Origin of the sequence: Alloscardovia theropitheci (assembly GCF_004332295.1) — a bacterium.
Classification (GTDB): Bacteria; Actinomycetota; Actinomycetes; order Actinomycetales; family Bifidobacteriaceae; genus Alloscardovia; species Alloscardovia theropitheci.
Genome location: NZ_RXLP01000004.1, coordinates 1 through 25,056, shown reverse-complemented (window position 1 = coordinate 25,056; position 25,056 = coordinate 1). Strand labels below are relative to the sequence as shown.

The window sequence follows — 25,056 nt, the reverse complement described above, 5'->3', positions numbered from 1 at the left end:
GCGTATTGTCATTTTGTCCTTTATCATTAGAGAGGAAAACATAAGCTTAATGTGGAAAGAAACCCTCACCTTATGCAGTCACTTTTGCTCATACTTGAAATTGGCATTGCTGTCGTTATCTCATCTTTGTTAAGTCCATATATACCGCGTGTTTCAATGCCGCTTGTGCAAATTCTTCTTGGTGTTATTTGGTTCTTCGTACCCGGCTTACCTGTTATTAATATTGATTCTGAGCTCTTTCTACTGCTGTTCATTGCCCCTCTTTTGTATCGTGAAGCTGTTCAGACATCGCGTTCAAGTTTGCGCAATAATTTAGGTGTTAGTTTATCGCTTGCAGTTGGTTTAGTTCTTCTTTCTGTTCTTATTTCGGGTTACACTCTTCAACTATTTCTCGCTGTCATTCCACTAGCTGCTGGCTTTGCTTTGGGTGCTGCATTAGGACCAACTGACGCTGTAGCAGTTGCCCAGCTTGGATCTGAAGCTCAATTAACTCCTAGACAGCATGCTGTCTTATCCACTGAAAGTCTTTTTAATGATGCAGCGAGCATCGTAAGCTTCCAATTTGCGATCGCTGCGCTCCTCACTGGTCAATTCTCCCCTGTCGCTTTTACGGGTAACGTTATATATAGCTTCTTAGGCGGAGCACTTTTAGGAACCATTTTTGGGGTTCTTTTCAACCGTCTTATTTTCTGGATGCGACGAGTTCGTCTTGAAACGACAACAAACCGCATTCTCATAGAATTAATGATCCCGTTCTTCGTATACTGGGTCGGCGAAGAGATTCATGTTTCAGGCGTTATTGCTGTCGTTGTCGCTGGACTAATTGCTGCATATCATCGAGTTGGTGTGGGGGAAGATTTAGCTGAAATTAATCGTGTGTCTTCTGCAGTATGGGAAGTATTCACCTTCGTGCTGAACGGTTCAGTTTTCGTTTTGCTTGGAATTGAGCTTCCTCTCGCAATGCGTCAGACTCTTTTAAGCGAACGTATCAACACTTGGGCTCTTGTGGTCACCGCTATCATCCTATGCATTGTGCTTCTGGCTCTTCGTTTTATATGGATAGCCGCTATGCTCAGGCTTACCAAATCTCAAGATAGTGGTAAACGTCGAAAGATGACAAAAGAGCGCTGGCATTCAGCTGCAGTCATGACGTTTGGTGGAGCTAAGGGAACAATTTCTCTTATCTTGGCATTCAGCCTTCCATCTCAACTTGATACCATGACCGGTTTTCCCGTACGAACAGCGTCGTTATTCATTGCTGCTCTGTACATCATAATTTCGCTACTTTTAGCAAATATAGTTGTCCCAATTCTTGCTCCTCCTGAAGAAGATGAAGATGGACACAAGTTCGCGCTCGCAAACTTAGAGATGCTCAACCGTACATTAATGGCAATTTCTCGCATGCACAAGGCTAACCCAGAACAGCATGTAGCTATTGAAGCTGTTATGCGCTCATATTATTCACGTATCGCACGTCAACGCGGAACAGTAATGACTAAAGATGAGCTCAATCATCTTCACGCTGCTCGTATGGAAATGCGTCAATGGCAAAGTCTGTGGCTTGAAAATTATGCTAAAAATCATCCAGAATACAGAGATGTGTGTGAGCGTTTACTTGCACCAATTGAATTCGCATTGTCATATGAAGGCTCGGGATGGAAACAACGTATCCATACACGCGCTTACTTCTTAAGACTCAAACTCGTAGGGTGGTTGCGCTCTGCACGTGCTACTGTACGTTTTACATGGAAACGTACTCTTTCCGTAACAACACGTTCTGAAAACATGGAGTATAGACGTTCACTCATAACACGTATTCAGCTTCAAATGTTCCAAGATGCAATCCATCACGAGTTTACACTTATCAATTACGATCAGGTCTCACCGATTGTAGGTTCGACTTTAGTCAGTGAATTACGCTCTCTTATCCAAAGTTTGCAAACTCCGTCTATTGCTAACCCAAATATGCCAAATCCAGATGCTATGCTTCACGAATTCAATAGTGTTCTTTCCCAAGCATATGCTATTGAGCTCGAAACCATTAGAACGATGCTTGATAATCAAGAAATTACACGCGATCAGGCTCGTTCTATGCGTCACAATGTATTTATTATGCAATCTGATTCCGGTCTATAATCTTTCACAGCATTTTTAGCGAAGTGAAATGTGGTGCTGCTTAACCGTAATTTTAAGCAGCACCACATCGTATATAGAGCACATTCGTTTAACTCTTATGCTCCATAGAATAAGCGGTTCACTACCTCACGACACTTTCGCATAGTTCTGATAATGTCGTCCATAAATTGGAGACCGCGATGAGCACTGTGCCCGAGGCATACAGCAATACCGCCCATGTCAAAATAATCATCAGGAATGATATCTGCTTGTGAAACTCTTCCCGACCACAAGAATGAAGCATTGCGCAGGTCTGTGCACAGTTTCCACGTATGTCGAAGTATTTTCGCATCATGCTGGCACAGCACTTCTCGTCTTTCTAAAATGTCCAAAGCATCAAGAGTATGCGTTGTTTGTAACTCTTCCCATTGATAAGCGTATTGGAGCTGAAGAAGCTGGACAGTCCATTCTACGTCGGACAAACCGCCTTTTCCTAACTTAATATGGCGATCATTTCTCACGCCACGAGGCAATCTCTCGGATTCCATGCGTGCCTTGAGTTTTTGGATACTATTGATTTCTTGCTCAGTTAATTTACCGCAGTTATATCGAATTGGATTAGCGATATCATTAATAAATCTTTGTCCGAGCTCTTTATCCCCGGCAGCAAAACGTGCACGAAGGAGGGCCTGCTTTTCCCAAGTTTGCGACCACGACGCGTAATACTCGCTATACGAAGCATATGAACGGACTATAGGACCATTCTTACCCTCAGGGCGAAGATCCATATCAAGATCAAGTTTTTGTTCGGTTCCAGCAAATCCAGATAAGACTTCACGTAGTAATTCGGCTTGCTTTTGTGCAAATTGGCGCGCTTCGATATCTTCTGACCCCTCATGTGCTTCATACACGAGCATTAAATCAGCGTCAGAAGAAAAGTTAATTTCTTCTCCCCCATATCGTCCCATCGCGATAACTGCCATGCGTGACAATGGAAAATCGAGCTGCTCATCAGCACAAATTTTTGCAGTTGCCCATTCAAGAGCCGCATCGATAATGACATCATACACGCGTGTCATAGCTTTCAAGGCATCTTGAGATGATATGACTGAGCTCATCCAGCCGAGACCAACACGCTCGATTTCGCGTCTTCTTAAAGCTCTGAGCAGAGTAGAAAACTCTGTTTGTGAATCGGCAAACCGTTGGAGCATCATGTCGGTACGTTTATGCAAACTTTCGCTGCTACGTGGTGCTAATAATGATTCATCACCAAGCCATGTCACAGATTCAGGCGATTTCATGATGGCATCGCTAAGATAACGCGAATTTGCCAATACATGGCACATTCTCTTCAAAGCAGTCGGTGAATCACGCAAGAATCCAAGGTACGGTCCAGATCCCCCATAGGTTTCGACCCATCGCCGCCACATCATGAGCCCCATATCAGGATTTTGTCCATTCCCTATCCATAGAAGAATAGTTGGAAGCAATATTTGATTAATTCTACTTGAACGAGATATTCCAGAAGTAAGAACGTGTACGTGGCGCATAGCTGCTTCTGGATCGGCAAAACCTACTGATTCAAATCGTGCTCGCATCGCTTCCTCAGTCAGGGTAATGTCATCATCACTCATCTGAGAAATATTTGGAAGCATTGGACGATAATAAATATCCATATGCAACTGTCGAACCTGACGGCGTACAGAATCAAAACGCTCAACAAGTTGACGTGGTGTAAGAGATAGCGAGCGCGCCAAACGTAAGATATCAGAATTCTGAGCTAGCTCAATGTCTGAGATACGTCGTGTTCGAGTAAATATATCAATAGAGTCGGAACCTGATGAAATCTTTGGGAACAAATGAGTTCGCCGCATATTCCACAATTGCTGACGATGCTCGAGAACTCTCAAAAAACGATAATCTTCTGATAAGTCATGTGCTTGTTCACGATTAACGTATCCACGATGAGCTAAGACCTTCAATGATTCAAGGGTGTTCTTAGTATGGAGATGTTCATCAGTTCGACCATGAACGAGTTGAAGCATCTGTACAGTAAATTCAACATCGCGCAAACCACCTTTACCGAGTTTTATCTCGCGGTCTTTATGATCCATAGCGATATGTTCTTCTACTCTGCGACGCATCGCACGGCAATCATATACAAAATTTTTCCGTGAGGAAGCTGACCACACGAGCGGATGTATTAGATTTTCGAAATCACGCGCTACATCATCATCGCCTGCAACGAATCTTGCCTTAAGTAGCGCTTGGAACTCCCAATTTTCAGCCCAGTTTGTGTAATAAACTTTTGCAGATTCAACAGTACGCACCAAAGCACCTGCTTTTCCTTCTGGACGAAGGGCGGTATCAATATCCCATAAAGATGGCGCGGTAACTCCTGGAATTATTGCTGAGCATACTGCTTGCAAAGTCGATCCAATATGAGTACCTACTGCTATTAAATCGCCAGAAAAATCTTCAGTTTTGTCTACGAGATATACAAGATCTACATCCGACACATAGTTAATCTCTTCAGCTCCTAATTTACCCATAGCAAAAACTGCAAACTTACATCCGTTACTATTGGGGACTTTCTGTTGAGCTATTATCAAAGCGGAACGTAGAGTTGCATCTATAAGAGTGCTCATTCGCTTTGAAACTACAGGCTGTATATCCAATGGATTTGCACTCATCGCATCATCGGCTACTATGTGGAGAATATTGCGCCAATACGTCATTCGCAGAGTTTGAACCTGTTGATCATATTTTGCATGCGTATCTACGGGCATATCAAGACGAGGCATGGCACCTTCAAGTACCTCAGCTAGTAATGATATTTCAGATGTTAAGAAACGACCTAAAAAGTCAGAAACCCCACAAATCGCTATGACTCGCGATATCTCATCTTCATCCCCACCAAAAAATAATTGAGCGATTCCTTCATGCTCAGTTGAGCATAACTTGTGAGAAATATCAGCTACATGCCATAACGCGCTATCCGGATCTGCTGCATACCGGGACCATTCAAGGAAATCTGTAACTGACCATGCACAATCGTATCCGTTAGCTCTTGCCGTTTCAAGAGTATCATTGAGACGAGCAGCATCTTTAATTGCTCGGGAAATATGATTAAAACCTGCACGGATAAGTGTAGCTGATGATACTACCGACTGTTCCATACTATTTCGCCTTCGCCTACGTAGATTAGATAATTACAGTTGTATTTTCATCGTGCGCATATCATACAAGCCATACGATTACTTTTTAACAGAGTATTTATTCACAATCTTTGGGAGAAACAACTGCAAGCACTTCCGCTTCGTGAAGATCCCATTGATTAAGAGGCTTATTCGACCCCAGAATAACAAAAGTTGCTGGTGAAAGACCAAGCTGTAGCACATCGTACAATCCATTTTTATCTGAGTTTTCACGTGACGACCACCATTGTGCGCCTTCGCTCATCACTGGCTCGTGTCCGACAATAAGGACAATCTTGTGCTTTTTCTTTTGAGACTGAATGATGTGTGCTAGTTCATCCATACCATCGGTATACAGTTTCTTGTGATAACTTACATCAGGTTTATCACCGAATACTTTAAGCATACGTTCAGCTGTTTGACGCGCTCGCTTTGCACCAGATATTTCCATGACATCTGGTACAAGATTAATTCCGTCTAAAGCTTTTGCGACTCTTTTAGCTTGCTTACGACCCTTATCTGTGAGTTCTCTATCAGAATCACTTTCGGCATTTTTCTCAGTCTTTGCATGGCGCATCAGTATCAGAATATATTCGTAATGGTGAATTTCTTTACCAATTTTTGTAAGATTCACAGACATGTTTTTATCCTATCAAAAGGTGGGAAATACTATATAAATTTCCTAAACTCACGTAGCCTCGCAGCTTCTCTCTTCTCACTATAGTTTGCTTATTTGAGAATCTAGGTCGCGAAGTACTTTACGAAGTTTTTTATCTGACATATCACGCAACTCAAGTGCTTGAATATCACGTTCGACCTCATCAATATCGGTTGTTGTGTCTTTATTTGGTCTTTCATGTTTCTTCAATGCACTTTGACCATCAGCCATAGCCCTGGAAAAGACAAGGAATCCAGTGTGACCTATCATACTGTGTTCAGGACGAACAGCAAGACCATCGACTTTCCAGCTTCTTTCCATGCTTTCTTGAATATGTGGCTTCGTCCATTGACCTGATTCAACCAATTTTTCTACCAATCTACTCAGTTGAGTAGTAGTCGTCACGTAGCAGGATAGAACTCCTCCAGGTGCAATAACTCTGTGCACTTCATCAATACGGTTCCACGGATCTAACTGGTCGAGCACAACTCTATCAAAATAATTATCCTCGCATTGCGCGATTTCATTATCAAAATCACCCACAATAATATTCCACCATAGTGGTTCTTGCCCATAAAATAATGTGGCATTTGCTTGACAAACTCTCGCAAAATCAGTACGAAGCTCAATAGTTGTCAGTTCACCTTTGTCACCTATGGATTCGAGTATATGCAGGCTCATAGCTCCCGATCCGCCACCAGATTCGAGTACACGCATGCCTTCTCGTATATCACCGAGTTCAAGAACAGTCGCGATATCTTTGGGATACATAATCTGAGCACCTCGAGGCATAGAGAGAATATAATCCGCAAGACGCGGTCTCATAACGGTATATTCCCAGCCTCCAATGCGTCTGCTTGCCTTCCAAGGTTTCCCCTCACGATATGTATCCGCATAATGAGTTGAGCTACCCACTCGTGTGACGATGTTAACCCCTTCTTCGCTGCCTATGATGTCAGCATGAAAAATTTGGCCATGAGCAGTATCAGTAATTCCATCAGGTGTGAGCTGAAAAGTAAGCATATTGCCTTTACGATCCGTAAGCTGCACTTTTTCCCCAGCTGTAAATACGCCGCGTTTATATGGCATATATGCTCCCTCTATGAAAAATATTCTTATCTAACCAATTCCTCTGACAAAACATGAGAGGATACTCAGACCATTGTATCTATTGATACTGAGTTAAAACATTCCCACGACACGGAATAGAAAAACCATGCATACAAGAACATACATACAAGAAAAGGTGTGCTTAGTTTTATCAATAAGAACACCTTTATTATCACTGTCTAGTTTGCAATCTTACGATTTACATGTCAGATTACTGTACTAGTTGTCCTCCGACTTCCCAGCAAACTGCGAATTATACATATTTGCATACACACCGTTTTGAGCGAGAAGTTCATCATGATTTCCTTGCTCAACGATATTACCCTTATTAACTACCAGGATCTTGTCAGCATCACGAATTGTTGAAAGACGATGAGCAATAACAAATGCTGTACGTCCTGTACGCAAAGTATTCATTGCAGTTTGTACTTTCATCTCTGTACGTGTATCGACAGAACTCGTAGCTTCATCCAAGATTAAGATATCAGGATCGGATAAATATGCCCGACAAATAGTCAACAATTGCTTCTCGCCCTGTGATAATTCAGATGAATCATCACTCATAATCGTGTCATATCCATTTGGAAGTCGTCGTACGAATTCGTCGACGTGAGTTGCGCGTGCAGCTTCGAGAAGTCGATCTTCTGTACGTAAGGATTTGTCGTGTACACCATAGAAGAGATTATCTCTAATTGTGCCTTCGAATAGCCACGTATCTTGAAGAACCATTCCGAAATGGCTGCGCAAGTCTTGACGAGTAAGTTCATTCGTCTTTACACCATCAAGTCGAATACTTCCACTGTTAATCTCATAGAAACGCATGAGCAGATTTACAAGAGTGGTCTTACCTGCGCCCGTTGGACCTACAATAGCAATTGTCTCACCTGGTTTCGCGTCAATAGACAAATCTTGAATAAGTGGGTTCTTGTCATTGTATGAGAACGCAACATGATCGAACTCGACATGTCCTTGTACCCCGCCACTCTTAGCAACTCGTGAGGCAAGTGTAGGAGTAAGTGGATCTTCTTGTTGTTCTTCTTCGGCATCAAGGAATTCGAAGATACGCTGTGAGCTTGCTATCGCAGATTGAAGCATAGATCCCATAGATGCAAGCTGACCTAATGGCTGAGTAGTTTGACGTGAGTATTGTGTAAATGCTTGCAAATCACCCAATGTTAGTTGTCCGTTAATAACGCGTAATCCGCCATAAACTGCAACGATAATAAAGGATACATTTCCAGCAAAAGAAGTAAGTGGATTCATTAAGCTCGACATAAATGAAGCAAAGAAACTCGACTTATACAAATCTTTATTGTACTCATCAAAATCTTCTTCAGCTCTGCTCTCTTGACCATATGCTCGTACTACCATATGCCCAGAGAACATTTCTTCTACGTGAGAATTAACCTTACCAGTGCTATCCCATTGCTTAACGAATTGTGGTTGAGTGAGCTTCAAAATTCCAGAGATAACAAGGAGCAAAACAGGAATGACAATCATTGCAATCAAGGTAAGCATTGGTGAGATTGTCAGCATCATTATTACTGTTGCGATGAATTGGAAAATTGAGAAAAAGAACTCTGATAGCATCTGTTGCAACGACTGCTGCACGTTATCTACATCGTTTGTCGTTCGGCTCATTACCTCACCACGAGGTACGCGATCGAAGTAGCTCAGTGGGAGGCGATCAATTTTTTCGGCAATCTCATTGCGCATACGATACACTACATTTGTAGTAATGCGAGCCATCGTAAAGTTTTGAATAAATCTAAAGATTATACCAAGTACATAAATGCCTACAGTTATCAGAATAATTTGCAGGAAGGCATTCCAATCAACGCCTTTGCCAACTTCTACGTTGTAGCTTGACAGCATAGTTGCAAGATTGCCTTGGCCGTTCTGCTTGAGCATGTCTACAACGGTGCTCATAGGAGTTCCATCTGGAAGATGCATCGTATTCTTGAGCATCGATCCAAGGATTCCTGAGAAAAGAACATCAGTGCCGCGGGCTAGAACTTTTGGAGCTAATACGATTAAAGCAACTCCGACAATTCCAGCCAGAATCATAACTGCCATTCGCCATGATTCATGGAAGAGATATCCAATGAGACGCCCTAATGTGCGTGAACGTTGCCCCTTCTTCGCTACAGGAGATACAGAATTTCTCGCCATCCTATTCCTCACCTTCTATACTGAGGGATTCAATATCTGGACCTTGTCCCCCTTGAGATTCAACAATTTCGCGATAGATATCATTGTTTTGCATTAATTCCTCATGCGTACCCTGACCTGCTATCCTACCGTCTTCCATCACAATAATGACATCCGCATGGCGAATAGATGATGCACGCTGGGCAACAAGCAATTGTGTAGCATTTCGTGTAATTGGCTCTAAAGCTTCATGAAGTCTACGGTCGGTCGCCATATCTAAAGCTGAGAATGAATCATCGAACGAATAGATATATGGTCGTCGTACTACAGCTCGAGCGATACATAATCTTTGTTTTTGTCCACCCGAGAAATTCGTTCCGCCTTGTGCAACGTGTGCGTCAAGACCTTCAGGAATTTCTTTGACGAAGTCTTCTGCTTGCGCAATGCGAAGCGCTTCCCATAATTGGTCATCACTTGCATCTGGATTACCATAGAGCAAATTCGAGCGAATAGTACCAGCAAAAAGAATCGATTTTTGCGGAACAGGAGCAAATAGACGAGCTAATTGCAGCGGATCATACTCTTTCACATTATGACCGTCCAGTAATATTTCTCCATCAGTTACATCAAACATACGTGAAGCAAGTCGAATAATCGTCGACTTTCCTGAACCGGTAGCACCTATAAAAGCAACCGTCTGACCAGGTCTAGCGCTAAAAGAAATATCTTTCAGTACTGGATCTTCAGCACCAGGATAGGAGAATGAAACATTCTTGAATTCCAGAACTCCTTGTGGATCTTCATTCACATATGGATGCTCAGGTGCCGTAATTGTGCTGTGCGAGTTAAGAACTTCATTAATACGCTTTGCAGAGACGGCAGCGCGTGGAAGCATAGCAGACATCATAGTTGCCATCATGAGTCCCATAAGCATAATCATCAGATATTGAATAAATGCTTGAAGAGAACCAATTCCCATCTCACCTGATTCGATTCGATGTCCGCCAAACCACATTATCGCAACGTTTGAAACGTTGATAATGAAGAACATAATTGGAATGGCCACACCCATCCAACGTCCTAAGTTCAGTACAACGCCGTATAACGTGTTATTACTTTCCTCGAAACGCTCATGTTCTGTCTTTTCTCGTACAAATGCGCGAATTACTCGTACACCACTAATTTGTTCACGTATGAGCTTATTAACGCTATCGAGTTGCGTTTGCAATTTCTTGAACAACGGCCCAAGTTGACTCATAACAATACCGACGAAAATAAGAATAATTGGTACGATTACAGCGAAAGACCATGTCAATGGGCCATCTTGTCGGGCAGCCATAATGATACCGCCGACAAACATAATCGGCGCCTGCAAAATAATAAGCATCGATTGCATTGTAGTTTGCTGCACTTGCTGTACGTCATTGGTCGCTCGTGTGATTAATGATCCAGCAGAGAATGTTTCAATTTCATGCAATGATAGCTTTTCCACGGAAGAGAAATAATCTCGTCTAATTTCATATCCCATACGCATCGCGACACGTGTCGAGTAATATACCGCTATCACATTAGCTACGATTTGTATAGTAGCGACTATCATCATGGTCCAGCCGATGCTCCACACTTTATCGGTGTCTCCGGCTGTAACTCCGTCATTAATAATATCTGCCTGAAGATTTGGCAAATATAGATTCAAAATTGTTTGAATAATTTGAACTAGTACGAGCAGACTTACTTCAATCCAATGACTGCCCAGATACTTTTTCCATAGTGCAAGCATTCGTGCACCTTTCTTATCTTTACTAAATGTTTATGCCTATTCGTCTACTTGCGCTATCTGAGAATGCCATTTTTTCATCTCAGAATAGTACTTCTGTCGAAACTCAACTTGATCTTGTGACGACATCATGATTTCACGAGCGCGTTCAAAATGAGTGCTCAATTGTGCCATAGCATCCCATTGATCATCGCTAACAAAAATCGATTTTATGAACGAACTAAACTGTTCATCAGTTATATTCACGTACAACCTGTCCAGAAAACTGTTCAACTGATCAATCTCACTGTCGCTAAAACCTGCAAAAAGCGCGTCAGTCATAGACTGTGATGCCTCACTTGTATCACGCAACAATTTTTTCCCAGAATCAGTAATAACCACATAGGTCACTCGTGAGTCCTCTTCAGACTTAATACGTTGAGCAACATGAGCAGCCTCCAATTTCTTAATAATATTTGTCACACTAGCGGGAGTGATACTCAGAGACTGTGCAATCTGCCCAGCAGTCAGTTTCCCTTTCTCATTGAGCAGCCGCAAAGTTGCAATACTATTGTTGCGATTAACACCAAATTGTGCTGCGAAGATAAAGGAAGGCTGGTGACCAAGACGCGACAAGTTTGTATATATTTGACGTCTATCCATAATTCTTCTTTGCAATCTTAAGTTTTCTTTTACTTGACATTAAGATACTCCTATTTATTTAGTTCGTCAAATATGCAACTAAATAAATAAATTAAAGTATTAGGATAGTTACTTCTCAAAGCTTCTTAACGAGCAAAAGCTGCCCACCGATTATTCTCATGAACCACGTGTAAATCCATATCAAAAAGTGAACTTAGCCGTTCATCTGTCAATCCTTCTTCTAAAGAACCAGTAAAAATGATACTTCCCGGATTTGGATTAAACGTTTCATAACCATCTGCACTCATCTGCTCCGGCTTTCCTATTTCCGCATTTATCTGTGCTGTGCGTTGATCATCTAAACGTCCCAAAATCGCAATATGAGTAAAGCTCTGAGGAATTTCTTCCAATCGGTGAGTTACGAGTACAGCAGTTTGGCTTACGCTAGAATTTTGCGCATCATCGAGACGCGCAAATTCATGCAATGCGTCCACTACTAATTCGCGACCTCCTAGGTCTAAGCCAGTTGTCGGCTCATCAAGAATAAGCAGTTCTGGATCTGCCATCAATGCACGACAAATCCCCACTCGTGTTCGTTCGCCTTCAGACAGCTTATACATCTGTTTACCCGCCAAATACTCGATATCATATCGACTCATTAATTCGCGCGCTTTCCTATACTGCTCTTGAGTGTATTCGTTGTGCCAATTTCCCACATGCCCGTTAACAGCAGACACTATGGCATCTTGAGGATCTTCTAAGGGGTCAAAAGCACGATTAAGCGAGTTAGATGCTAAACCGATTTTTTGTCGATAGGAGAAAACATTCACCTTACCCAAACGATTCCCAAGAATATCCACAGTTCCACTACTTGGGAAAAGACGAGTTGCCATCATCGAAATCATCGTTGATTTACCGATACCGTTTGGACCAAAGATTATCCATTTCTCGCCTTGCTTGATATCTATATTGACATCAGCAATAATCGTACGACGCTGCCTGCGAAACATGACATCTCTGAAAGTAACGATTGAAGGATTGCTCATATGTTCCTCACTCATGAATTGAAATCGAAAAGGAGTTTTAAGCCTCAGTTATATAAACATAAGGCTGACGATGTTAATCGTCAGCCTCCAAGCTTGTTTGCGCTATATTATAACGCAGTACCGTACTGGTCAAGATGAGGATTTTCATCAGATGGTCGAGCAACAATAAACAGATTAAGCACGCCTACGCCAAACGCTATTGCGATACCCATAATAACCCATACAGATGCCGTCCAGAAAAGCAACGACATAAATGCAAGAGCGGACACCACAATTAATATCCAGTTCAATACACGTACCCACCAGCTCAACGAATGCGCTTGTGCTTTACGCTGACCAGCATTTTGAGCCTGACGGATATCATCCATGCGATCTTGGCGAGCTAATTCCTCAATTTCATTCTCTGGCTCAGTACGGGCGATAATAGCCAAAGCAATGAGAGCTATAACGAAAACAACAATGCTTGCAGCACCACGAGCATGATGATTAGTAACAAAGAATGCAATCGCAGCAATAAGGGAAATTCCAGCAACTACCCACGCGCATAAAGATCCCCACCATCGAGGAGAACGCGCGAATGCAGAACGACCTGCTTCCTTTTCACGTTCTTTTTCCTCGCGTAAGAGTTCTTTCATGGCGCGCTCACGTAGTTTGCGTTCTTTCTTTGTTGCACGTTGTTCATTACTTGCTGCACGCACTTTCGGATCTGCAGATGGAATTACGTCTGAGTCATCTTCCGCCTGTAACGTTGAACTAGTTGGAACCCAAGCGCCCTTCGACTTGTTCTGCAAACGCACGGATCGCTCCTGTAGAGACTGTTCATCAAGCAATCCCTCACGTGAGCGTGTTGTTCCTGGCTGTGGCTCTGCCTGACCACGACGTTGACGCTTTGCCTGAGCGCGACGTTCTGCTCTGTTAGCCATGTTTACTCCCCTTTTGTTGACAACTGCTCTTTCAGTCGCAAGTGTCTACACGAATAACCTGCACCTAGTATAGCGGTTAATCCTTGACGAATGGCGTGAATCGCGATTTTTAAATTCCAACTGCCGATAAAATTTGACTTATCATTGAATCGTTAAGCAATCGCCCTCGTCTTGTAGCTATCAGATGTCCATGCGATAGAGTTGCTAATCCTTCGCGCAGAAGTTCATCAAGAGTAACTTCTGGAATCTTCATACCTGCAGCTCTTTCGAATTGCTCGATATTGAGACCATCACGCAAACGCAAGCCCAAAATCGCCATCTCTTCAATATTCATTTGATCATCAATGTGTTCACTATCTGCCCAAGGAATTTCATCATTTTGTATGGAATTTCCCCACATCTTTGGATGCGCTATATCCCATGATCGAATCTTTGCTTTATTATAATGCGAATGCGCACCTGGACCGAGCCCTGCCCAGTCGACATTATGCCAATATCCTAAATTATGTTGAGATTCGTTTCCCGGTGTGCTCCAATTTGACACCTCATACCATGATAATCCAGACGATTCAAACATATCATCCGCAATTTCGTATTTAACGGCTTCATCGTCATCATCGGGCTGTTCCAATTTTCCTGCCGCGATCATTCGACCCATTTTTGTATTTGGCTCAAGTGACAAAGCATAAGCAGAGATATGGTCAATGTCAAGATTAAGCGCAGCTCGTACCGAAGTTTTCCAGTCGACTAAACTTTCGCCAGGAGTTCCATAAATCAAATCAATACTTGACCGTAAACCAATGCGCTTGGCAACATCAATATTTGAAATAACATTTTCCTGATCATGCGTGCGATCAAGAGTTTTCAGCACATGTGGCACTGCTGATTGCATACCAAAAGATACACGGTTAAAACCGCCATCATAAATTTCCTTAAGATAATCCGCATCGACTGTATCAGGATTTGCCTCTGTTGTAATCTCCGCACCCTGCTCAATCCCCCATAGTTGATCAATCGCATGTAAAATACGCACGAGGTCATGTGCGGGAAGTATCGTAGGCGTGCCACCCCCAAAAAATACGGTATGCGCAGGTGGTTCCAAGATATTGTGCTCTTCTTGCCAGCGCTTTACAATGTTCATCTCTCGTATGACTATATCCGCATACGATGTTCGGCTTACACCACCGCCGAGGTCGACTGCAGTGTAAGTGTTAAAGTCGCAGTAGCCGCAGCGACGTAAGCAAAATGGTACATGTACGTATACTTCATATGGTGTAGATTTTTTCTGCTCTACACCATATGACAATGATTTCTCTTCCATAGGAAGCTGGAAATGGTTCACTATTAATTAGCTTTCTGAGCAGCGCGAATCTTATCTTTGGTATCGCGATCTGTTGGCTCATCAGTAGACAGCGCTGCAATAAATGCTTCTTGCGGAACTTCCACATGCCCCAGCATCTTCATGCGCTTCTTACCGGCTTTTTGCTTTTCAAGAAGTTTGCGCTTTCTCGTAATATCGCCACCATAACATTTAGCTAAAACGTCCTTGCGCAAAGCACGAATCGTTTCGCGAGCAATGATTCGAGATCCAATAGCAGCCTGAATTGGAATTTCAAACTGCTGACGCGGAATGAGTTCGCGTAACTTCTTCGTCATCATGACACCATATGAATACGCTTTATCACGATGCACGATTGCACTAAAAGCATCAACAGTTTCTCCCTGAATAAGGATATCAACCTTCACAAGGTCGGCAGTTTGTTCACCGGATTCGTGATAATCCAAACTAGCGTATCCCTTAGTGCGACTCTTCAGCTGATCAAAGAAGTCAAAAACAATTTCCGCCAGCGGCATGGTGTAATGCATTTCGACTCGTTCAGGCGAGATGTATTCCATCGTTCCCATGTTTCCACGATGATCTTGACAAAGTTCCATAACTGCCCCGATGAATTCTTTTGGCAAGATAATATCGGCAGCAACCATCGGTTCTGTAACTGAGCGGACTTTTCCTTCTGGGAATTCACTTGGATTAGTGACATGATGTTCACTTCGATCTTCCATTGTAACGTCGTAGGTTACCGAAGGAGCTGTCGAGATAAGGTCAAGGCCGAATTCTCGACGCAAACGCTCTGATACGATTTCCATATGGAGCAATCCCAAGAACCCACAACGGAACCCAAAGCCCAAGGCCACCGATGTTTCTGGTTCATACACTAAAGCAGCATCGTTTAGTTTAAGTTTATCCAGTGCATCTCTTAGATCTGGGAATTGGGCATTATCAATTGGGAACAGACCCGCGTACACCATAGGCTGTGGATCTCGATAACCAGGGAGTGGCTGTTGCGCTGAAGCGCTCTCTGCCGTGATCGTATCACCAACTTTTGATTGGCTCACATCCTTTACACCAGTGATAATATAGCCAACCTCACCAGCTCCTAATGCCTTTGTTGGTTGCATTTCCGGGCTAATAACACCGAGTTCGATTGGGTCATGAACTGTGCCCAACCCCATCATCCGAATCTTCTGACGATTCTTGAGCTCACCATCGACCATACGAATGTATGTAACAATTCCACGGTATGAATCATATACGGAATCAAAAATGAGAGCTCGTGCTGGATCTTCAGAAATTCCTGTAGGCGCTGGGATTTCTGCAACTATGCGATTAAGCAGCTCATCAACACCTTCACCAGTTTTACCAGATACGCGAAGAACTTCACTAGCATCAATACCGAGAAGGCCGGCTATCTCATCAGCATGTTTGTCTGGCTCTGCACTTGGTAAATCAATTTTGTTGAGCACAGGGATAATAGCCAAGTCGTTATCCATTGCCATATATAGATTCGACAATGTCTGAGCTTCAATACCTTGTGTAGCATCTACAAGTAGAACAGCACCCTCACATGCCGCCAAGGAACGTGAAACTTCGTAAGAGAAGTCAACGTGTCCCGGAGTATCAATCATACCAAGGGTATATTCCGTTCCATCCACAACCCATGGTACGCGAACTGCCTGCGATTTAATAGTAATACCGCGTTCTTGCTCAATGTCCATGCGGTCAAGAAAACGATCGCGCATTTCACGTTGCTCAACGATTCCGCTCAATTGCAAAATACGATCAGCGACAGTAGACTTACCATGGTCGATATGGGCGATAATACAAAAATTACGTATCAACGACTGGTCTGTTGATCCTGGCTGATTGTGAGCCATATTGTTCGGCATATGGGCCTTCCTTGATGTTTTATTCCTTAGCTGCATTTAATTCTACATGACTCATGGTATGATAAGGGCTTGTATGCCGTGTAATAAACGTTTGGAGAAATAAAAGTGGCAAATATTAAGTCGCAGAAGAAGCGCGTTCTCACTAATGAGAAGGCACATAAGCGTAACGTGGCTGTAAAGAGCCAGTTGAAGCGCACCGTTCGCGCTACCCGCGAAGCAATTGCAGCTGGCGATAAGGCAGCAGCACAAGCAGCATTCGCAGTAGCTGCTCAGAAGCTTGACAAAGCAGCTGGTCATGGTGTTATCCACAAGAATCAAGCAGCAAACCGCAAATCTGCTTTGGCTCTTGCTATCAACGCAATGTAAGCTTCATTCTTAGAGCTTTTAAGTTGTCCCTCACTTGCCTATTCGGCGTGTGAGGGACAACTTTTATGTCTTGCTAGAATCGTCTTACATAAAATTATCGATTAGTACCCGTCAAAAATACCTATATAATCAAATCCTACGTAAATAACAATGCGCATGTTACTCATGCTCTGATATCTTAATCTTTTCAGGAATTTTGTCTTTCGACACCCAATCAATACATGATTCAATTCCACGCGCGGCTATTGGGAAAAGAAGAATGTAGAACGGTAACGTATAAATACCTTTAGCTTCCCACAAAGTGAAGCACAAAAATCCGCCAATAAATGATATAGAAAGTACGGATTGAGTAAAGACTTCTGAACTAGAGCGCTGTTGAATTAGACTACTATTATTTTCGGTAGTTTTGCTCTGTACAAATCTATTCTGTGCAAAGCGAGCCCCTTGAGTTAAATCACGTACATGAGATCGCATAAAAGCAGCGCAACCAATGATCGAAAATAAATACACGACTGTTTGCGAAATATTTTCAAAAGCAATTACATATGGCGTCCCCGTACCAGTGAGAATAAAGTTTGCTAAACCGTGGAAACCCAGCCATGACGTGCCTTGCTTGGAATACAATCCTGTCATGAAAGTTGGTTCAGCCCATTCAGAGCTTAATTTAGCTGTAAAGAAGCGTAAGCCATCGTCAGGGTGAGATGTAAATTGTTCGATTCGTTGATGAATGAAATCTCGTGAAATATGGACCTGGGCATCATAATTGTTATTTGTCTCTTTAAAAGCACGTAATGCAAAGCCAGTCCACCATCCTGCTCCTCGATCTTCTTTCTCCCCCAGACCGATAGCAATCCAAGAAATCATTGGTAATCCCTTACCAAAGTTCTGTCCGGTCCAGTGTTCAACGATTACAGTAGGAAGCTTCGATATTCCAAATGAACCAGCAGCAAAGATAATTGATGCACCTAATTGCCAGAATCGATGATTATACAAAACCGTAATCACCATAGCCGCGATAGCTGCCAATATAATAATCTGGAAAGTCGATTTAAAGACAATACCAATTCCGCTAATCGCAAATCCAATAGCAAGAGTAAGCAGACTTTTCCATGTCTTCTCCATGCGAACAGCTTCGGCAATTATTCCTATGCCGGCGACAGTAATCGCGAATCCAACTGCATTTGGGTAGACAAAAGCACAGAACATAAGCAATGGAACACATGTAGCTACGAGAAGACTATACGCCGCAAAGCCAGTATTCTTAAGTTTCAGATGAGAACCTAAACGCCACAGTATAGCTACAAGACCTGTAATCGCTATAACGTTAACAATTTGGAATGCTATGAGGTTATTGATGCCAAAAAGCGCAAATACAAGGACGAACCATAGCAATGGCCCGCTTTGGAAAGGATAGTACGACATATAACGATGAGGGCTTGGAATATGTCGAGCTATGCAGGATGAATCGACAGTGCCTTGTGGACAGTATGCAGGATCAAATTTGCCTACATCACCCTTAAGGAGGAAAGTCGCTGCATCAATAAGACTTCGTGTATCTTGATATGCATAACTAATCAGCCCCAGGGCACAGATCCATATGATTTGGACGATAAAAACGTAAATAAGCAAGGCGATGAGCATCTTTCGACGAGGCAATTTAGACAGTTGCCCAGCAAAAAAGATAAGTATAAGTCCAAAGACAATCGTTCCTAAAAGAAACATTTGAGATGGAAAGCGAAAATTATAATGAACTCGCTCAGTAATATGGTCGAGTTGAAGCCCGCGACGCTTAAATGTAACCGTGAAACAGATCGACAAGAAAAATAAGATGGACAAGATGAAGGTCTGTAAACTCCACGCAGCTATGGAAAAAGCTTGTGCAACTGTATGACAAATTTTCGAGAAACTTTTTTGCACTCTTGTCAATCTCCCAAAGATTATATATATCTTTTGTATATCTCTCATTAATATCGTCTATTACTATACCAATGAATCCGAACTCACATATGCATATGGCTAGCTTCATCACGAAGCTAGCCATATTTGCACGTGAACTATTTCAATATCCTACTCATTAGTCAGAAATCTTCCACATCCAGTTGTACTTGTCTTCGACTTCACCCCATTGGATGCCCATGAGATGCTCACGAAGATGAGCTGTATATTCGCCAACGGCTTGATTGTTAACTTCCACGTCAAACTTTTCGGACTTGAAGCGACCGATTGGTGTAACAATTGCTGCAGTACCACAGGCAAATACCTCAGTAATTTCACCGGACTTGATGTCCTCAAGCAGGTCGTCGAGCTTAATCATCTTTTCTACGACATCATGTCCCTCATCTTGAGCAATCTGGATGATTGAACGACGGGTTACGCCTGGAAGTATATTTCCGTTGAGACTTGGGGTTTCGAGATGACCGTCCTTATGAACAGCGAAAACATTCATTCCACCAAGTTCTTCCAAGTATGTCTTTGTTGCAGCATCAACGAAGCAAACCTGTTCGCAGCCTTGTTCGATACCGCGATACTCTCCTACAAGAGATGCAGAGTAATTGCCGCCACACTTAGCAAAACCTGTACCACCAGGACCCGTACGGAAGTAAGTGTCTTCAACCCAAATGCTTACAGGCTTCACACCATTAGGGAAATACGGTCCCGAAGGAGATGCTATAACGCAGTATTCCACTTCTTTAGCGCGACGTACGCCGAGGAAGGATTCGGAAGCAAACATGAATGGGCGCATATAAAGCGTATAGTCATGTCGTGTTGGAACCCACTGATGGTCTGCGCGAGCTACGGCTGCCACGGAGCCAATAAAATCGTCAACAGATAATGTCGGCAATTCCAAACGTGTAGCAGAATTTTGGAAGCGTTCAGCATTCGCATCTGGACGGAACAACCATAAGGATCCATCAGAATGACGATATGTCTTCAAACCCTCAAACACGGTTTGGGCATAGTGCAAAACAGAAGCGCCTGGATCCATCTTGAGAGGACCATATGGCTCAATGCGTCGATCTGACCAGCCTTCGCCTGCAGTCCATGTCATGTGTGCCATGGAATCAGAGAAAATCTGTCCAAATGCTGGCTTATCAATCAGCTGCTCACGCTTTGCATCAGCAGCACGGTTTTCATTAGGCAAAACAGTAAATTTGCTTGCCAACTCTTTAACATATTCAGAATCGTGATGATTTGTATTCGTCATTTTCACTCGATTACGATAAATCTTTTCATTGTTCTTGCGCTTGTGACGCCCGTAACTACTTTCGCACATTGCATGCGTAAATGCCACTATATTTCACATAGTGAATAGATTCTTATAAGCCGTCACGTATGTTAAGGGCTCACAAGTTACAAATCGTACCATGTGAGCCCTGTAAAAAAACTACGTTAATTACTCAGCATCAGCTGCTGGAGCTTCAGCTTCTTCAGCTTCGCCTTCACCTTCTGGAACAGAAAGTGTCACTACAGGCTCTTCAAGATCTTCCATAGCAAGTTCGGAACCTTCAGGAAGTACAACATCCTTAACAAGAACCTTATCGCCATCTACGAGACCGTCTACAGATACAACAATCTTCTCTGGAAGATTTGCTACATCAGCCTTGATAGACATTTCCTGAATATCAACGAATGCAACAGCTGCACCCTTTGGAGTACCTTCTACGAATACAGGTACATCAACAACAATCTTTTCGCCAGCCTTAACTTCATAGAAGTCAACGTGCTCAACGGTACGCTTAACTGGGTTGCGCTGAATATCCTTAACAACTGCCATCTTGGACTCATTGCCGAACTTAATCTCAAACAAAGCGTTAGTGTGGCGAAGTGCAAGAGTAGTTTCCTTTGCAGGAAGCTTAATGAAGGAAGGTTCTGCACCACCTGCATAAACAGTTGCAGGGATGAGGTTTGCTACGCGCATACGGCGTGCTGCACCCTTACCAAACTCGTCACGAACTTCACCAGTTAAAGTGATATCTGCCATAATATTCTCCTTAAATCTGGCTTTGGGACACTCGAAAACCAGCGGAGAAAAACATAAGAAATTCTCTGATGGGCCAAGTCGATTACGGGAGTTCTCCCCTCGCCAAAGCAACGTGTATAAGCATAACAAAAGGTACGGAACTTACAAAATAATTGCCTGGTTCGCATAATGACAACTAAATTATAAAAATTAAACCAATTGATATAAACTGAATGAAGTTTATATCAGGAGATGATTTGGTGCTTACTCAAGACGATATACAAGCTGAGTATCACAATCGCAAAGCTATTATCGAAGAAAAACGTGATGCTCTGTTAGCTGAACGTTTTCGCACATACAATGATTTAACTGTTGCGGTCGAGGCGTTTACAGCATTTAACGACAAATACGGTGACAACGATTGCGCTGATAATGTACGAAGTGTTTCTCGACTCATTACTGAGGCACAGCATGAACTCTACAAGCGAATACACATCTCACTTCATGAGCTTGACGACGAAGAAGATGAAATTACGAGAGATTATCGTAATTCATTGAGAGAAATAGAAGAAATTAAATATTCACGTCATGCTACAACAAGTTGGGAGTAAATATGTCATCGCTTAATCTTAACCACGATTCCTCAGAACATGATTCTAACTCGTACATCCCACCAGGGCTAACTCAAGCAGAACACCAACTTCTGAAATATTATTTAGATACACTTGAACGCTGCTACAATTCACGGGTTCGAAAATTCAAATCCGAAGCACATTTGCTTGCCCACAACGCAAAGAATCAGCTCTCATCTGATAAAGCACATCTTAGTGAAGCTGTTCATGGAAAATTCTCTCAGGAACTCGAACAACAAATCAATAAATACCTGTCAGATTTTGATGGAATAGGCGGTAAGTAATGAAAGCTTTCAAACATTTCGCACACCATCATCGCGTCTTATCCGTTATCATTCTCATCATTATAGGACTGGTCAGTACAGTGGGCATCTTCCAACTCAGCGAGCAAACATACATGTATAGCATCGTCATGGGACCACAAGGCACAAGCCTTATCGAAGACATGTTAAAAAATGACGACCCCAACGCATTCACCCCGCAAGGAAAAATCAAATCATACCGAGTCCTCACCAAAACTATAGAACACAACCCTATGGGAGGAATTATGGCGAGGATTGAGCTCAATAACGATTCAAACCTGATAATGGGCATTGCTTTTGAAAAGAACAACCAGGCGAGCGAACTTTATGTTCGTGAAACATTCACATATCCTCAGGTAGAAAAATTATATAAGCAACTTAAAACCGACTAGAAATGTACATTTTTGATCTGATAACTTAAGCTAACGGGTCATGTTCAAGGAAGTGGGAAGAGGATACCGTTTGCAGGGTTATCCCACAATGAAGAATATTAGATATAAACGTTAAAAAAATAATCACAGAAGCGAGTAATAATGCAGTCTTTTAAATATTTCGCGCATCATCATCGCGTCTTATCCGTTATCATTCTCATCATTATAGGACTGGTCAGTACAGTGGGCATCTTCCAACTCAGCGAGCAGACATACATGTATAGCATCGTCATGGGACCACAAGAGGCACAAGCCTTATAAAACAAGATTTAAAATCTGTTGAGTCGAACGCATTTAGCCAGGATGCACAAATTAAATCATATAAAGTATTAGCAAATACCATTGAGCACAATCCGATGGGAGGTATTATGTTCACCATCGAGTTAAATGATGATTCAGAACTACAAGTGGATATGATTCTTACTAAGGATGGAACTGACAATAACCTTCAAATCAGTTTAATGGGGTTATCATCAAAAGCCGATGATCTTTATGTTCATCTTGGTGTTTTCAAGGATGCTGATACAAAATGACAAACAAGTGTCAGAATTTGATCATGTACTTATTGCACGATTAGAATATGAAAGTCGTCTAGATAATCCGAGCTCACTTCATAAGCTAGTTCGATATGGTCAAGGTGCTGATAAAAAGACTCTTGGTACTCTCGATAAAGTAGTCCATGACAAAACCGGTTTAGACATGTATGTCGTTAAAACTGCCGATAACCAATACACAGTACTCTATCAAGGTTCTAAGAATCCTTTCTCTTTTACAGATAACGCTAAGAAGGACTGGATTGATAACGATTTACCCATAGCAAAGAATATCAGTGCTCATAAGAAAGCAGTCACACCACAGCTTAAATCCGCTTCTGACGAGCTCAATAAGATTATGCGCGACCATCCTCGAGCACATTTTGATATATACGGTCATTCGCTCGGATCTATGAATGCTCAATATGCGCTAGCTAACGTTGCTGATCCTTCGCGTATCGACAGTGCTCACGTATATGAAGGTCCAAACGTTTACAATTCTTTGACTGATACTCAACGGAAGAATTTACGGAAATTAAATAATAAAATCCACAATTACATTGATTTTAAAGACATCGTCGTGCAAGGATATGATAATTCTCTATCTGTTGTTGGTACACTTCACATAGTAAATTCTCACTGGGTAAACCCCATAGAAATGGCAGAATTTGCTCAACATATGTGGGGTGGTTACCAGTGGAACGATGATGGAAGTCTTGCTACCACGAGACCTGATTTTAATCAGATGAAGAATATTATTGATGAATATCGCCAAAGGCATCCTCATGAAGCCACTTCAGCTCAGGGGAAGTTTGTTATGGATTTTGTACAGACTCAGTATGTTGGTCAAGCACTTGCCGCCGATGTAAGTACCTTACACAACGACATGACTAATCTTAAAAATCGTATCGACTCAGATATATTTTCAACTATTAACGATGCAATTAATCAAATGAAAGCTCAATTACCTCACCTGTCTTCTGGAGAGATTGATGCAGTCATAACTAATCGTGGTTTAAGAGCTACACAACTTTCATTACGATTTGAAGCCGAGAGTGAGCCCGACATGGCTAGAGTAGAATTATTAAGAGAAAAATTCGAAGATATACAAACTCATATGAATCAGGCTACACAAGCCGCGATGAATGCTGATACCACATTATCACATGCAATCAATAGATTAACAGGTGATTTATCAACTCCTGAGCTACCTGACTACCGCGAAGAAGTTATGAAACAACAACAGCAACTCATACCATAAAAACTCAGGATATCACTTATGCAATTTATAACATGTGTGGTACGGAAATTAAACTTAATTTTCGTACCACACATGTATTATTTCACATACTTCGCAAAGCGATTTTACTCAGCAATCAGCTCCTTAACTGCTGCGATAATGCTTTGCAACTGTGCTTTTGCATCACCAAAAAGCATCTGAGTATTAGGATCGAAATACAATTCGTTATCAATGCCCGCATAACCGCGACCACGACCTCGCTTTATAACAACTGTGCTTTGAGATTTATCAACATCAAGAATAGGCATACCTGAAACTGCTGTTCCCGGTTTGCGGGCTGCAGGATTTGTGACATCATTTGCACCTACGACAAGAGACACTGATGTTGATGGGAATTGAGGATTAATATCATCAAGATCTACTAGTTGCTCATATGGCACATTCGCCTCAGCAAGAAGCACATTCATATGTCCAGGCATTCGACCGGCAACAGGATGAATCGCATAGGATACTTCAATTCCTCGTTCTTCAAGTAATTGTCCCAAATCTGCTAGCTCACGTTGCGCTTGAGCCTGAGCAAGCCCAAATCCTGGTACAAAAACAACCTTATCTGCGTATACAAGCTGTACAGCGACATCATCAGCAGTTGTTTCGCGCATAGTGCCTTGAGAGCCCTCACCCGATCCTCTGTCGGTTCCTGTGTCACCAAAGCCACCGAGAAGCACAGACGATAATGGTCTATTCATGGCTTTAGCCATCAATACTGAC

At 42.4% G+C, this 25,056-nt stretch carries 21 protein-coding genes and 1 pseudogene; 8 read left to right on the top strand and 14 right to left on the bottom strand.

The window, feature by feature from the left end:
* Nucleotides 1-72 precede the first annotated feature (72 nt).
* A complete protein-coding gene (locus tag EJ419_RS01195) occupies nt 73-2,136 on the top strand; it encodes a cation:proton antiporter (RefSeq protein WP_131283099.1) in 2,064 nt (687 codons plus the stop codon).
* A 95-nt stretch (nt 2,137-2,231) separates the two neighbouring features.
* Here EJ419_RS01195 and EJ419_RS01190 read toward each other — a convergent pair whose 3' ends face one another.
* The 10 genes and pseudogenes from EJ419_RS01190 to lepA form a co-directional block, all read right to left on the bottom strand.
* Nucleotides 2,232-5,294 carry a bifunctional [glutamine synthetase] adenylyltransferase/[glutamine synthetase]-adenylyl-L-tyrosine phosphorylase gene (locus EJ419_RS01190; protein WP_131283098.1) on the bottom strand — a complete coding sequence of 1,021 codons (3,063 nt, stop codon included), beginning with the start codon at nt 5,292-5,294 and terminating at the stop codon, nt 2,232-2,234.
* A gap of 97 nt (nt 5,295-5,391) precedes the next feature.
* A complete protein-coding gene (locus tag EJ419_RS01185) occupies nt 5,392-5,952 on the bottom strand; it encodes a SixA phosphatase family protein (RefSeq protein WP_131283097.1) in 561 nt (186 codons plus the stop codon).
* A gap of 78 nt (nt 5,953-6,030) precedes the next feature.
* Entirely contained in the window at nt 6,031-7,059 is a 1,029-nt protein-coding gene (locus EJ419_RS01180; protein WP_131283096.1) for a tRNA (adenine-N1)-methyltransferase, read from the bottom strand.
* 240 nt (nt 7,060-7,299) lie between these two features.
* A complete protein-coding gene (locus tag EJ419_RS01175; protein ID WP_131283095.1) occupies nt 7,300-9,252 on the bottom strand; it encodes an ABC transporter ATP-binding protein in 1,953 nt (650 codons plus the stop codon).
* A 1-nt stretch (nt 9,253) separates the two neighbouring features.
* Nucleotides 9,254-11,011 carry an ABC transporter ATP-binding protein gene (locus EJ419_RS01170; protein WP_131283094.1) on the bottom strand — a complete coding sequence of 586 codons (1,758 nt, stop codon included), beginning with the start codon at nt 11,009-11,011 and terminating at the stop codon, nt 9,254-9,256.
* A 36-nt stretch (nt 11,012-11,047) separates the two neighbouring features.
* Nucleotides 11,048-11,650: a MarR family winged helix-turn-helix transcriptional regulator gene (locus tag EJ419_RS01165; RefSeq protein ID WP_131283093.1), complete on the bottom strand. Its 603-nt coding sequence runs from the start codon at nt 11,648-11,650 to the stop codon at nt 11,048-11,050.
* Nucleotides 11,651-12,144: 494 nt separating this feature from the next.
* A pseudogene (locus EJ419_RS08550) lies at nt 12,145-12,639 on the bottom strand (ATP-binding cassette domain-containing protein); the annotation flags it as partial.
* A gap of 143 nt (nt 12,640-12,782) precedes the next feature.
* Complete coding sequence (locus EJ419_RS01155) at nt 12,783-13,598, bottom strand: hypothetical protein (RefSeq protein ID WP_131283091.1); 816 nt, start codon at nt 13,596-13,598, stop codon at nt 12,783-12,785.
* A gap of 109 nt (nt 13,599-13,707) precedes the next feature.
* On the bottom strand, nt 13,708-14,919 hold the full coding sequence (gene hemW / locus EJ419_RS01150) for a radical SAM family heme chaperone HemW (RefSeq protein ID WP_131283222.1): 1,212 nt from the start codon (nt 14,917-14,919) through the stop codon (nt 13,708-13,710).
* Nucleotides 14,920-14,942: 23 nt separating this feature from the next.
* Nucleotides 14,943-16,823: a translation elongation factor 4 gene (gene lepA / locus EJ419_RS01145; protein ID WP_420836905.1), complete on the bottom strand. Its 1,881-nt coding sequence runs from the start codon at nt 16,821-16,823 to the stop codon at nt 14,943-14,945.
* Nucleotides 16,824-16,928: 105 nt separating this feature from the next.
* On the opposite strand from lepA, the gene rpsT reads away from it, so the two are divergent.
* Nucleotides 16,929-17,189, top strand: a complete 261-nt coding sequence (rpsT, locus tag EJ419_RS01140; RefSeq protein ID WP_131283090.1) for a 30S ribosomal protein S20 — start codon at nt 16,929-16,931, stop codon at nt 17,187-17,189.
* A 159-nt stretch (nt 17,190-17,348) separates the two neighbouring features.
* Here the strand turns inward: rpsT and EJ419_RS01135 are convergent, their stop codons facing one another.
* The 3 genes from EJ419_RS01135 to EJ419_RS01125 form a co-directional block, all read right to left on the bottom strand.
* Entirely contained in the window at nt 17,349-18,911 is a 1,563-nt protein-coding gene (locus EJ419_RS01135; protein WP_240680292.1) for a hypothetical protein, read from the bottom strand.
* A 352-nt stretch (nt 18,912-19,263) separates the two neighbouring features.
* Nucleotides 19,264-20,394: a branched-chain amino acid aminotransferase gene (locus EJ419_RS01130; protein ID WP_131283089.1), complete on the bottom strand. Its 1,131-nt coding sequence runs from the start codon at nt 20,392-20,394 to the stop codon at nt 19,264-19,266.
* A 189-nt stretch (nt 20,395-20,583) separates the two neighbouring features.
* Nucleotides 20,584-21,171, bottom strand: coding sequence for a 50S ribosomal protein L25/general stress protein Ctc (locus EJ419_RS01125; protein WP_131283088.1), 588 nt, complete (start codon nt 21,169-21,171; stop codon nt 20,584-20,586).
* A 212-nt stretch (nt 21,172-21,383) separates the two neighbouring features.
* Here EJ419_RS01125 and EJ419_RS01120 point away from each other — a divergent pair, with 212 nt between their 5' ends.
* The 6 genes from EJ419_RS01120 (at nt 21,384) to EJ419_RS01100 (ending at nt 24,309) form a co-directional block, all read left to right on the top strand.
* Nucleotides 21,384-21,761: a hypothetical protein gene (locus EJ419_RS01120; RefSeq protein WP_131283087.1), complete on the top strand. Its 378-nt coding sequence runs from the start codon at nt 21,384-21,386 to the stop codon at nt 21,759-21,761.
* Nucleotides 21,762-21,763: 2 nt separating this feature from the next.
* On the top strand, nt 21,764-22,066 hold the full coding sequence (locus tag EJ419_RS01115; RefSeq protein ID WP_131283086.1) for a hypothetical protein: 303 nt from the start codon (nt 21,764-21,766) through the stop codon (nt 22,064-22,066).
* On the top strand, nt 22,066-22,476 hold the full coding sequence (locus EJ419_RS01110; RefSeq protein ID WP_131283085.1) for a DUF1310 family protein: 411 nt from the start codon (nt 22,066-22,068) through the stop codon (nt 22,474-22,476). Before EJ419_RS01115 ends, EJ419_RS01110 begins: the two co-directional genes overlap by 1 nt.
* A gap of 141 nt (nt 22,477-22,617) precedes the next feature.
* Nucleotides 22,618-22,776 carry a hypothetical protein gene (locus tag EJ419_RS08290; RefSeq protein ID WP_165496188.1) on the top strand — a complete coding sequence of 53 codons (159 nt, stop codon included), beginning with the start codon at nt 22,618-22,620 and terminating at the stop codon, nt 22,774-22,776.
* Nucleotides 22,773-23,048, top strand: a complete 276-nt coding sequence (locus EJ419_RS08545) for a DUF1310 family protein (protein ID WP_131283219.1) — start codon at nt 22,773-22,775, stop codon at nt 23,046-23,048. The genes EJ419_RS08290 and EJ419_RS08545 overlap by 4 nt, the downstream gene beginning before the upstream one ends.
* Before the next feature lie 7 nt (nt 23,049-23,055).
* On the top strand, nt 23,056-24,309 hold the full coding sequence (locus EJ419_RS01100) for an Mbeg1-like protein (protein WP_165496187.1): 1,254 nt from the start codon (nt 23,056-23,058) through the stop codon (nt 24,307-24,309).
* A 104-nt stretch (nt 24,310-24,413) separates the two neighbouring features.
* Here the strand turns inward: EJ419_RS01100 and EJ419_RS01095 are convergent.
* Nucleotides 24,414-25,056, bottom strand: a 643-nt coding sequence (locus tag EJ419_RS01095; RefSeq protein ID WP_165496186.1) for an NAD(P)(+) transhydrogenase (Re/Si-specific) subunit beta, incomplete at its 5' end; no start/stop codon positions are given.